6 protein-coding genes are annotated in these 12,815 nt (G+C 61.1%); 5 read left to right on the top strand and 1 reads right to left on the bottom strand.

Features of this window, described 5'->3' with window-relative positions; translation table 11 throughout:
- Positions 1-110: 110 nt before the first annotated feature.
- From E5K00_RS22340 to rnr, 5 genes are all read left to right on the top strand, one after another.
- Positions 111-2,537: an efflux RND transporter permease subunit gene (locus E5K00_RS22340; protein WP_135465522.1), complete on the top strand. Its 2,427-nt coding sequence runs from the start codon at positions 111-113 to the stop codon at positions 2,535-2,537.
- A 154-nt stretch (positions 2,538-2,691) separates the two neighbouring features.
- Positions 2,692-6,177 (top strand): isoleucine--tRNA ligase, encoded by a 3,486-nt coding sequence (gene ileS / locus E5K00_RS22335; protein ID WP_135465521.1) that lies wholly within the window; start codon positions 2,692-2,694, stop codon positions 6,175-6,177.
- Between the two features lie 264 nt (positions 6,178-6,441).
- Positions 6,442-7,080 (top strand): lipoprotein signal peptidase, encoded by a 639-nt coding sequence (locus E5K00_RS22330; RefSeq protein WP_135465520.1) that lies wholly within the window; start codon positions 6,442-6,444, stop codon positions 7,078-7,080.
- 188 nt (positions 7,081-7,268) lie between these two features.
- On the top strand, positions 7,269-9,170 hold the full coding sequence (locus E5K00_RS22325) for an ABC transporter ATP-binding protein (RefSeq protein ID WP_135465519.1): 1,902 nt from the start codon (positions 7,269-7,271) through the stop codon (positions 9,168-9,170).
- A gap of 386 nt (positions 9,171-9,556) precedes the next feature.
- Complete coding sequence (rnr, locus tag E5K00_RS22320; protein ID WP_135465518.1) at positions 9,557-12,094, top strand: ribonuclease R; 2,538 nt, start codon at positions 9,557-9,559, stop codon at positions 12,092-12,094.
- A gap of 142 nt (positions 12,095-12,236) precedes the next feature.
- On the opposite strand, the gene E5K00_RS22315 is transcribed toward rnr, so the two are convergent.
- A complete protein-coding gene (locus E5K00_RS22315; protein WP_135465517.1) occupies positions 12,237-12,761 on the bottom strand; it encodes a TonB family protein in 525 nt (174 codons plus the stop codon).
- Positions 12,762-12,815: the final 54 nt, after the last annotated feature.

Genomic DNA, 12,815 nt, shown 5'->3' with positions numbered 1-12,815 from the left:
CGTACGCCAGATAAAGGATGACAGACGGGTTTTGTGCGGCGCTTTGCCGGCACCTTCCGCCTCTTTTTGCCAGCCACCCATTGCGTACCTTTGCTAAATTTTAGCGGCCTATGTGGAGTAAACTCACCTTATTCAATATCAAGCACCGGCGGATTCTGATTCTGCTGCTGGCCGCTATTACCGTGTTTATGGGCTGGCACGCCCGCAAAGTCGAAATGACCTACGACTTTGCCCAGGTGGTGAGTCCCGACGACCCGGACATGGTGTATTTCCAGCAGTTCAAGCGCACCTTCGGCGAGGATGGCAACGTGTTTGTGCTCGGCTTGCAGGACAGCAGCGTGTACAAGCTGGGCAACTTCAACGAGCTGCGCAGCCTGACCGACACGCTGGGTAAGGTGCAGGGCGTGAGTGGGGTGCTGTCCGTTACCAAGCTCATCAAGCTGGAAAAAGACACCAGCAACCAAAGCTTCCGGGCCAGCCCCATCTTCAAGCAGTTCCCCCAGACCCAGGCCGAGCTGGACTCCCTGATGCGGGTCGTGAACCGGCAGGAGTTCTACAAGGGCCAGCTGATTTCGCCCACCACCGGCGCCACGCTGCTGGCCCTGACCATGGACCCTAAGTTCCTCAATTCCAGCAAGCGGGAAGGGGTAATGAAGGAAATCCTGGCCCACGCCGAGCGGTTTCAGCAGAAAACCGGCATCCGGATGCACTACGCCGGCCTGCCCTACGTGCGGGCCACGATGACCACCAAGGTAGCCTCGGAAATGAAGCTCTTCGTGGCCCTGACCGTGCTGATGATGGCCATTACCCTGTTCCTGTTTTTCCGGACCTGGGCCGCCGTGGTGTTCCCCATCCTGATTGTGCTTATTGTGGTGGTGTGGTGCATCGGCTCGATGGTGCTGATGGGCTACAAAATCAACCTGCTCACGGGCCTGATACCGAGCATTATCATCGTTATCGGCATCCCGAACTGCACCTACCTGCTCAGCCGCTACCACTACGACTACCGCAAATCTGGCAACCAAGTGCTGGCCATGACCCGCGTAGTGAGCAAAATCGGGCTGGTGACCCTGATGAACAACACCACCACGGCCATCGGCTTCGTGGTGTTCTGCTTCACCAACATTGCCATTCTGTTCCAGTTTGGGGCCGTGGCCACCATCAACATTTTCGTGGCCTTCCTGGTCTCGTTTCTGCTGATTCCGATTGTCTTCACCATTCTGCCCCCGCCCACGCCCAAGCAGCTGGAGCACCTGAACGCCACGCCCCTGACCAAGCTGCTGGAGTTTTTCGAGCACCTGGTGCTGGAGCGCCGCGGCACGGTGTACCTGGCTGCCGCCGCCTTCATGGCGTTGTCCGTGGGGGGTATTATGAAGGTGAAATCGGTGTCGTACATGGTGGACGACTTGCCCAAGGACAGCTCGGTGAATGCCGATCTGAAGTTCTTCGAGCAGCATTTCAACGGGGTAATGCCCCTGGAAATCGTGGTGAATACCGGCTCGAAGCGCGGCATTATGAAGCTCAAGAACCTGGAGAAAATCGACCGGTTCGAGAAGTTTCTGCGCACCCAGCCGGTGCTGACCACGCCCGTGAGCATCGTGACCTTCCTGAAGGCCTCGACCCAGGCGTTCTACAACGACAACCCCGAATACTACCGCCTGCCCGACAACTCCGAGAAGAACTTTATCCTGAGCTACCTGGCCCACTCCCAGGGCAAGGGCGGGGGCATGGACAGCAAGCTGATCCGCTCCTTCACCGATTCCACGGCCCAGAGCGCCCGGATTTCGCTTAAGATTGCCGACATCGGCTCCCGCAACCTCGACACGCTGCTCTCGAACCAGATTCAGCCCCAGATCAAGCAGATTTTCAACGGGACGGGCATGGACGTGAAGCTCACCGGCACCACGATTCTGTTCACCAAGGGCAACGAATACCTCATCAACAGCCTCAAGGAAAGCCTCGTTATTGCCTTCGTGCTGGTGGGTTTGGTGGTGCTCATCCTGTTCCGCAGCATCCGGGCGGTGTTCTTTACCCTGTTGCCCAACTTCTTCACCCTGCTGCTCACCGGCGGCATTATGGGCTACTTCGGCATTCCGCTCAAGCCCAGCACGGCCCTGATTTTCAGCATTGCCCTGGGCATCGACGGCGACAACAGCATCCACCTGCTGGCCAAGTTCCGGCAGGAGCTGGCCGCCAACGGCCACCGGGTGCGGGCCGCCATCAGCACTACGCTCTCGGAGGCCGGTACCAGCATGATTTACACCAGCATCGTGCTGTTTCTGGGCTTTTCGGTGTTTGCCTTCTCCGAGTTTGGCGGCACCAAGGCCCTGGGTTTGCTCATGTCGGCCTCGCTGCTGATTACCAACTTCTCGAACCTGATTCTGCTGCCCTGCCTGCTGGTCACCTTCGAGCACGGCAAGGACGAAGACATCAACGAATCCTTCATTCAGCACTTCGACCACAGCTACCACGAGGAAGACGACGACGCGGAAATCAACCTGCGCCGCATTCCGTTGCAGAAAAAGCTGGACTCGTAACCCCACCCCTAACCCCTCCCCGCTGGGAGAGGGGAACTAACTCTAAAACTAACTTCTTACCTCACCCGCCAACTAGCTTGCTAGTTCTAAAAACTAGTTCCCCCTCTCCCGGAGGGGAGGGGGCTAGGGGGTGGGGTTTCACAGCCTAATACACATGAACTACCCCGAATACAAGCAGCCGCTCAACTACGGCCAGGTCGGCACCGATATCCTGGCGTGGTGGAAGCAGAACGGCATCTTTGAGAAAAGCGTGAGCACCCGGGAAGGGCAGCCCACCTTTGTGTTTTACGAAGGTCCGCCCTCGGCCAACGGCGCGCCCGGCATTCACCACGTCATGGCCCGCACCGTGAAGGACATCTTCTGCCGCTACCAGACGTTGCTGGGCAAGCAGGTGAGCCGGAAAGGCGGCTGGGATACCCACGGCCTGCCCATCGAGCTGCAGGTGGAAAAGGAGCTGGGCATCACCAAGGAGGACATCGGCAAGAAAATCAGCATCGAGGACTACAACCAGCGCTGCCGCGAAACGGTCATGCGCTTTAAGGCCCAGTGGGACGACCTCACCGAGAAAATGGGCTATTGGGTAGACCTCGATGACCCCTACATCACCTTCGAGCCCGAGTACATCGAAAGCTGCTGGGCCCTGCTCAAGAAGCTCTACGACAAGGGTCTGCTCTACAAAGGCTACACCATCCAGCCCTACTCGCCGGCCGCCGGCACTGGTTTGTCTTCGCACGAGCTGAACCAGCCCGGCACGTATCGGGACGTGAAGGACACAACCGTGGTGGCCCAGTTCAAGGTGAAGCGGGACGAGAAGTCGGAGACGCTGTTTGCCGGCGCTGAGGACGTGCCGACCTACATCCTGGCCTGGACGACCACGCCCTGGACTTTGCCGGCTAATACCGGTCTGGCCGTGGGCAAAAACATCAGCTACGCGCTGGTGCGCACCTTCAACCCCTACACCTACGCGCCCATCCGGGTGGTCGTGGCCGAGGCGTTGGTGGGCCGTCATTTCTCCGAGAAGGGCAAAGACGCTTCCTTGGAAGACTACAAAGCCGGCGACAAAGTGCTGCCCTGGCGCATCGAGGGCACCTTCAAAGGCTCCGACCTCATCGGCGTCAACTACGAGCGGCTGTTCGGCCACGACAAGGGCTTTCCGGCCTTTGAAGGGGAGGAGCGCGCCTTCCGCGTTATCAACGGCGACTTCGTGACGACCGAAGACGGCACCGGCATCGTGCACATCTCGCCCACCTTCGGCGCCGACGACTTCCGCGCCGCCGCCCTGGCCGACGTGCCCGCCTTGCTGGTGGCGGATGATGAAGGCAAGCTGGGCCCCATCGTGGACCGCACCGGCCGCTACGTGGCCCAAATGGGTGAATTCGGCGGCCGCTGGGTGAAAAACTACGACGGCCACGACCAGAGCGGGGCCGACTACAAAACCCTCGACGAAAGCATTGCCATCCGCATGAAAGGCGACGGCACGGCCTTCAAGGTGGAGAAGTACGAGCACACCTACCCCCACTGCTGGCGCACCGACAAGCCCGTGCTCTACTACCCGCTCGATTCCTGGTTTATCAAAACCACGGCGGTGAAAGACCGGCTCATCGAGCTCAACAAGACTATCAACTGGAAGCCCGAAAGCACCGGCACCGGCCGCTTCGGCAACTGGCTGGAAAACCTGGTCGACTGGAACCTGAGCCGCTCCCGCTACTGGGGCACGCCCCTGCCCATCTGGCGCAGCCAGGACGGCTCCGAGGAAATCTGCATCGGCAGCATCGAGCAGCTCAGCGCCGAAATCGACAAGGCCGTAGCCGCCGAAATCATGACCCACAACCCCTACAAAAAGGTGGATGGCGCGTGGGTAATGGCCGATGGCAGCGCGGAAGAATCGACCAAGAAAATCGACCTGCACCGCCCCTACGTGGACGATATTTTCCTGGTGAGCCCCACCGGCCATGCCATGTACCGCGAAACCGACCTCATCGACGTGTGGTTCGACAGCGGCGCCATGCCCTACGCCCAGTGGCACTACCCGCTGGAAAACAAGGACGTGTTTGAGCGCAACTTCCCCGCCGACTTCATTGCCGAAGGCGTGGACCAGACCCGCGGCTGGTTTTTCACCCTGCACGCCCTGGGCGTGATGCTGGAGGACTCCGTGGCCTTCAAGAACGTCATGGCCAACGGCCTGGTGCTGGACAAGAACGGCAACAAGATGAGCAAGCGCCTCGGCAACGCCGTTGACCCGTTTGCTACCATCAGCCAGTACGGCCCCGACGCTACCCGCTGGTACATGATTGCCAACGCCCAGCCCTGGGACAACCTCAAGTTCGACCTGGCGGGCATCACCGAAGTGCAGCGCCGCTTCTTCGGCACGCTCTTCAACACCTACTCGTTCTACTCGCTCTACGCCAACCTCGACGGCTTCCAGGCCACCGAAACCGGCCGTGTGCCCCACGCCGAGCTGAGCGAGCTGGACCGCTGGATTCTGAGCAAGCTCCAGTCCCTCATCCTCGAAGTGCGGGGCTACTACGACGGCTACGACCCCACCAAAGCGGCCCGCGCCATCCAGGATTTCGTCACCGACCAGCTTTCCAACTGGCACGTACGCCTCTCGCGCCGCCGCTTCTGGAAGGGCGAACTGACCACCGACAAGCGCGCCGCCTACGAAACTCTCCAGGAGTGTCTGGTAGTGGTTTCGCAGCTCATGGCTCCCATTGCGCCCTTCTTCGCCGAATGGCTCTACAAGAACATGACCGACGGCCTGCGCGCTGAAGCCGCAAAAACAACGTCGTCTGGCATCCCTCCCCTGGGGGGAGGGACCGAGGGAGGGGTTTGGAGCGCCGAATCGGTGCACCTGACGCTGCTCGTGCAGGCCGATGAGGCCCGTATCGACAAGGCCCTGGAGGAGCGGATGGAGCTGGCCCAGCGCATTTCTTCGCTTACCCACTCGCTGCGCAAGAAGTCGGTGCTGAAGGTGCGCCAGCCGTTGCAGCGCATCCTGGTGCCGGTTTTGAATGATACGACGCGCGAGCAGGTCGGCAAGGTCGAGGATTTGATCTGCGCCGAGGTGAACGTGAAGCACGTGGAGTTTTTGGATGATACTTCCGGCGTGTTGGTCAAGTCGGTGAAGCCCAATTTCAAGCGCCTGGGCCAGCAATACGGTCCCAAGCTGAAAGTAGTCGGCGCCCGGATTCAGCAGATGACGGCCGAGGAAATCAGCACGCTGGAGAAAACCGGGCAGCTGGCCGTCGAAATCGAGGGCGAAACCTACACCCTGGCCCCCGACGACGTGGAAATCCGCACCGACGATTTGCCCGGCTGGCTCGTGGCCACCGACGGCCCGCTCACCGTGGCCCTCGACGTGACCCTGACCGACGAGCTGCGCCAGGAAGGCGTGGCCCGCGAGCTGGTGAACCGCCTGCAAAACCTGCGCAAGGACAGCGGCCTGGAAGTGCAGGACAAAATCCGGGTGACTTTGGGCCAGCAGCCCGAGCTGGAAGCCGCCGTGCAGTCGTTCGGCAGCTACATCCGGGAGGAAATTCAGGCTCTGGCCCTGGATTTTGCACCCGAAATCAGCGGCGGCTCGGTGCTCGAATTCGACGAGTATTCGGTGCCCGTGCAGCTGGAAGTCGCAAACGGCTGAGGGTAAGGTGCCAACCGGCTTTGCGAAAAGGCCGGTTGGCACACCGGCGCACAAAGCGTTTTTGCAGGCCGCCAAATCAGCTCAAAAGGGCACAAAACGCCCGAAAAATATATACCACAGGGCCTGAGGAAGGCTTGGGCTTCTCCCGCCGGAAAGTCTAAAATTCTTCGTCACTTTGTGCCAAGAGAGGGGAGAGGTTCCGATGCTGACACTACGTCAGGGCGCAGTCTCACTTCTCACTTCTAACCTCTCATTTCCCACCTAATGAAGTACTGGAAATACTACCTGCTGGCTGTGCTGGTCATCGTCATCGACCAACTCTCGAAGTGGGCCGTGCATACCTATATGCAGCCCGGTATGGCCGGCGAAATCCCGCTGATTGGCGACTGGGCCAAGCTGCACTACACGCTGAACCCCGGCATGGCTTTCGGCGTGGAGCTGCCGCCGCCCTACGGCAAAATCCTGCTGACCAGCTTCCGCTTGCTGGCGATGGTGGGCATCAGCTACTACATCTACAAGCTCTGGGCCCGCCGGGCCGCCACGGGCTTCATTGCCTGCGTCGCCCTGATTCTGGGCGGGGCCGTGGGCAACCTGATTGACTCGATTTTCTACGGTAAAATCTACGATAATGCCCCGTTTGGCGCGCCCACGCCCTGGTTTCACGGCCAGGTAATCGACATGCTCTACGTCGACATCTACGAAGGCTTTTTGCCCGCCAACTGGCCCCTGGTCGGCGGTACGCACGTGTCGCTGTGGCCCATTTTCAACATTGCCGATTCGGCCATCTTTATCGGGGTAATGCTGATTCTGTTCAACCAGAACCGGTTTTTCGCCGAAGAGCGGGCCGTCGAAGCCGCCCCCGAGGTGCCCCGCCGCGACGCGGAAACGTCGGAAGTAGCGTAAAGTGCCGCTTTGAAAGCCAAAAAAGCCCGCTGGAGCAATCCAGTGGGCTTTTTTTTATTGTTGTAGTATACCCGGTAGCGCGAACTTTGTAGTTCGCGTGGCAGAACGACAATCGTTGCAATGACGCGGAGACGCGAACTACAAAGTTCGCGCTACTTTTACCTGTAGAGCCTAACCAAACGTCGCCCGTGCCCGAACCCATCCTGTCCGTCCGCAACCTGACCATCGACTTCCGTTCCCACCGCGGCGACGTGCGGGCCGTGCAGGACGTGTCTTTCGACCTGCACCGGGGCGAAACCGTGGCCATCGTGGGCGAATCGGGCTCGGGCAAGTCCGTCACCTCCCTGGCTTTAATGGGCCTGATTCCCATGCCGCCCGGCCGCATTACCAGCGGCACGGCCCGGTTTCACTCCGAGGCGCTGGGCGAAGTCGATTTGCTCCAGCTCCCGGATCAGCAGCTGCAGAAGGTGCGCGGCAACGACATCAGCATGATTTTTCAGGAGCCGATGACGAGCCTGAACCCGGTCTACACCTGCGGCAGCCAGGTGGTGGAAGCGTTGCGCCTGCACACTTCGCTCAGCCAAAAGGAAGCCGAGGTCCGCACCGTGGAGCTGTTTCGCATGGCCCAGCTGCCCCGCCCCGAGAAAATCCTGACGGCGTATCCCCACGAAATCAGCGGGGGCCAGAAGCAGCGCGTGATGATTGCCATGGCCATGGCCTGCAACCCAGCCATCCTCATTGCCGACGAGCCCACCACCGCCCTCGACGTGACGGTGCAGGCCCGCATGCTGCAGCTCATCGACGAGCTGCGCCGGCAGCACAACACCGCCGTGCTCTTCATCACCCACGACCTGGGCGTAGTGGCCGAAATTGCCGACCGGATTCTGGTCATGTACCGGGGCCGGGTGGTGGAGCAGGGCCGGGTGCTCGACATCTTCACCAACCCCCAGCACCCCTACACCAAGGGCCTGCTGGCCTGCCGCCCCAAGCTCTCGGTGGGGAAGGAGCGCCTGCCCGTCGTGGCCGATTTTATGACCGAGGACGCTGCGGGCAACCTCGTGGAAAAACTCGTCCGTTCCACGCCCGAAAGCTCAACTATTGGCGTAACTGCTGCCTCTGATAACATTTCTATTGAAACCACCAAAACGTTCCCCGTGGAACAAAATGAGGCAATTTTGGCCGGCGAAACCAGGGGAGAGGTGCTGAATGCAGAACTCGCCGCCCAGGCTTCAAGCGCTGCTTTAGCCACAAGCCCCGACCCGCTCTTACGCGTTGAAAACCTGAACGTCCACTTTCCCATCCGCAAGGGCTTCTTCAACCGCAAGCCCGAGTTCGTGCGGGCCGTCGACGGCGTCAGCTTCGACATCTTCCGGGGTGAAACCGTGGGGCTGGTGGGCGAGTCGGGCTGCGGCAAGACCACGCTGGGCCGGGCGCTTTTGCGGCTGGTGGAACCAACGGCCGGCCGCATTCTGTTCGAAGAGACGGACCTGGCCAAGCTGCCCGCCGGCGAGCTGCGCAGACGGCGCAAGGAATTTCAGATGGTATTCCAGGACCCGTACGCGGCCCTGAACCCGATGCTGACCGTGGGCGAAGCCATTCTGGAGCCGATGCGGGTGCACCACGTGGGCGGCACCAAGCAGGAGCAGAAGGCGCGGGTGCTGGAGCTGCTCCGCACCGTGGGCTTGAAGGAAGAGCACTACCTGCGCTACCCGCACGAATTCTCGGGCGGTCAGCGCCAGCGCATCTGCATTGCCCGCGCCCTGGCGTTGCAGCCCAAGTGCATCGTCTGCGACGAGTCGGTGTCGGCCCTCGACGTATCGGTGCAGGCCCAGGTGCTGAACTTGCTCAACCAGCTCAAGCGCGACTTCGGCATCACCTACCTCTTCATCACCCACGATTTGTCGGTGGCCCGCTTCATGTCCGACCGGCTCCTGGTCATGAGCCAGGGGCAGATAGTAGAAAGCGGCCCGGCCGCCGAAGTCTACGCCAACCCCCGGCACGACTACACCAAGCAGCTGCTGGCCGCCATTCCCAAAGACGAGCCCAGCGACATTCGCGCCGCCGTAGCCCGCCGGGCCGTGGAGGTGTAGGAGGGCTGCTTAAACAATAATTCCCCTCCTTTTTTCAAATTCCGCGCATCAAGCGGCGTGGGTGCCCGAAGGGCGGGGTGGTCAATCGTTGTTTATCTCGCCATACTATCCTTCATCCTGAATCTATAAGCACAACTACACAACCATTACCAGATCAGCCTGCACCAATTCCTTAACCTTCCCGCATATAGTTCTTCTCGAATTTATTCCGTATTATCCCTAGTCTGCCGCGCTGAAGCTTTTTGGCCGCGGCCAAAACCCGGCCGCCTGGGCCGCGTTCAACTTACCATTCACCCCCCGCGCCTGACCAACCGCGTCACGCGTACTTTCCATTTACCTGCGCCGCCTGCGAAACCGAAAACAACTGGCGGCACCCTTATTTTCTAATGAAGAAAAAAGACGAATCCGAGGCTCCCCGCGCTTCCGCGAAAGCCTCCCGCGCGCCCAAAGCCGCGCCTGCCCCAGTAACGAAAAGCCTGGTGTACCGCATTTTTGCCGACAACCCCGGCAAAGTATTTTCCTACCGTCAACTCTCGCGCCGCCTGGGCGTGACCACCAAGGAGCAGCGCGAAGACGTGTTCATTCACCTCAAAACCCTGCGCAACTCCGGCCAGCTGACCCACCTCCAGAACGACGATTACCGCCTCTCCGACCCCGAAGCCCAGAAGGTGCAGCCCCTGGCCGCCGAGCGCCCCGACCACGGCAAGAAGGTCGTGAAGGGTGGCCGCCCCGTGGAAGCCGAGTTCGGCAACGACCCCATCGTGCGCCGCCGCCGTACCCAGGGCTTCGACGAGCCCGGCGACGGGCAGCCCGCGCCCGGCCACACGCCCTACCGGGAGCGGGGTCAGCCCGGCTCCGATACCATCACCGGCACCGTAGCCCTGGCCACCAGCCAGTACGCCTTCGTCATCTCGGAGGAAAGTGAAACCGACGTGCGCGTCTTCACCGACCGCCTCAAGTTTGCCATGCAGGGCGACACCGTCCGCATCCGCCTGCGCGGGCAGCGCGACGGCCGCCCCGTGGGCGACGTGGTGGAAGTGGTGAACCGGGTCAAAACCGAAATCGTGGGCCAGCTCAAGCTGCAGGGCGGCTTCGGCTTCGTCTCGCCCGACCACCGCAAGCTTTACTTCGACGTGTTCGTGCCCTACGAGGCCTTGCACGGTGCCAACGACGGCGAGAAGGTGCTGGTCAGCATCACCGAGTGGCCCGAGGACAGCACCCGCCACCCCGTGGGCGAAATCGTGCGCAGCTTCGGGCCGGCTGGTCAGAACGAGGCCGAGATTAACGCCATCATGGCCGAGTTCGGCCTGCCCTTCGAATTCCCGGCCGACGTGGAGGAAGAGTCCGAAGCCATTCCCGACCGGATTTCCGAGGAGGAAATTGCCAGGCGCCGCGACTTCCGCCCCATCACCACCTTCACCATCGACCCGGCCGACGCCAAGGACTTCGACGATGCCCTCAGCATTCAGAAGCTGGAGAACGGGCACTGGGAAATCGGCGTGCACATTGCCGACGTGACCCACTACGTGACGCCCGGCACCGAGCTGGAGCGTGAAGCCAAGCACCGCGCCACCTCCGTCTACCTCGTCGACCGGGTAATTCCGATGCTGCCCGAGCGCCTCTCCAACGGCGTCTGCTCGCTGCGGCCCCACGAAGACAAGCTCACGTTTTCGGCCGTGTTTGAGCTCGACGAGAAAGGCAAGCTCTACGACTCGTGGTTTGGCAAAACCATCATTCACTCCGACCGCCGCTTCAGCTACGAGGAGGCCCAGGAGCGTATCGAAAGCGGGGAGGGCGACTACGCCGCCGAAATCGTGCTGATGAACGACATGGCCAAGAAGATCTGCGCCGAGCGGTTCCGCAAGGGCGCCATCAGCTTCGAAACCCAGGAAGTGAAGTTCCGCCTCGACGAGAACGGCAAGCCCCTGGGCGTGTATGTGAAGGAGCGCAAGGACGCCCATAAGATGATTGAGGAGTTCATGCTGATGGCCAACCGCAAGGTGGCCGAGTTCGTGTACAAGCTCAAGAAAACCAACCCGCGCTTCACGATGGTGTACCGCGTGCACGACGCGCCCGACGCCGACCGGCTCCAGAACTTCGCCCTCTTCGCCCAGAAGTTTGGCCACACCCTGGACCTGACGAACCCGAAAAAGCTCAGCACCGAGCTCAACGATTTGTCGATGGAAGTGGTGGGCCGCCCCGAGCAGAACGTCATCCAGACCCTGGCCGTGCGTACCATGTCCAAGGCCAAGTACACCACCGAGCCGATGGGCCACTTTGGCCTGGCCTTCGAGCACTACTCGCACTTCACCTCGCCCATCCGCCGCTACCCCGACATGATGGCCCACCGCCTGCTGGAACACTACCTGCAGGGCGGCAAAAACGTGAAGGTGGAGCCCGTGGAAGAAGAGTGCAAGCACTCCTCCGAGCGCGAGAAGCTGGCCGCCAATGCCGAGCGCGCCAGCATCAAGTACAAGCAGGTCGAGTTCATGGCCGACGTGATTGGCGAGCAGTTCAAGGGCGTCGTCTCGGGCCTGACCGAGTGGGGCCTCTACGTCGAAATCGAGGAGAACAAGTGCGAAGGTATGATCCGCCTGAGTGATTTGCCCGGTGACTTCTACGAGCTCGACAAGGACAACTACCGCCTCATCGGGCAGCGCAACAAGAAGATCATCCAGTTCGGCGACGAAATCCAAGTGGTCGTAAAAGCCGCCAACCTGCTCGACCGCACCATCGACTTCGAGGTAGTGGACAACCGCCCCGATCATGAGAAAAGCCGGGAGAAAGACGAGCGCCGCAACAGCCGCGGCGGCGACCGTTCGGACCGCAGCCGTGGCCCGCGCGGCGAGAAGCCCGGCGGTGGCCGCGGCCCGGGCGGCAAAGGTGGCGGCCGCAGCGGCGGCGGTGATAAGCGCCGACGGTAGGGGCGTGTCATGGCGAGCAGAGCGCAGCACCCGCAGGACAGCGCAGCTAATCCGTCCTCTGAAACGCACTGAGCTGCCTTAAGTGAAAAGCCCTTTCTCGTTGCTAACGGGAAAGGGCTTTTTGGTGGGCAACTCTGGTGGCTCAGCGAAACTCCACCGGGTAGGTTACTTCCATATCAGCAATTCCACCTTCCCGCCGGCCCGGCGTAAACCGGGGTGCTTTGCTCATCAGGTCAACTGCCGCGGCATCGTGGGCGGCATCAATTCCGTTGCCGGGTTTTACGTGGGCATCGGCCACCGCCCCCGATTTCAGCACGGTAAACGTGACTTGCACTACCCCAGTTTGCCGGGGGCCTTTGGGCCGCTTTAGGTTTTTGCGAACGTAGTGCTGGTAGTTATAGCTGCCACCCGGAAATTCCGGCATTATCTCCACCCGTTCTACTCGGCTCACTTTGCCGGTTGCTATAGCCGCCGAATCAGCAGTACTGACTACCGTGACTACTTCGGTGCGGCGGGCGGGTGATGGGGTAGCAGCGGGCCTGGCGGGCTTGGCTACCGGGGCCGGCGGCTGGGCTTCCCAGCGATTGTAGGAATGCTGGGCCGTGGCGGCAACCGGCAGCAGAAATAGCGTCGCGCCGAGCAACTGGGTGTGTAAGGGTAGCAGCATAGGGGAAGTTAGGCAAAGGCGTTTTCAAGCCAACGATTCGGCACGCTGGTCTGG

It is taken from the genome of Hymenobacter aquaticus (assembly GCF_004765605.1).
In the GTDB taxonomy this organism is placed as follows: domain Bacteria; phylum Bacteroidota; class Bacteroidia; order Cytophagales; family Hymenobacteraceae; genus Hymenobacter; species Hymenobacter aquaticus.
Note: the sequence above shows the minus strand (reverse complement) of the source record. Positions and strands in the feature narration are given on the sequence as shown.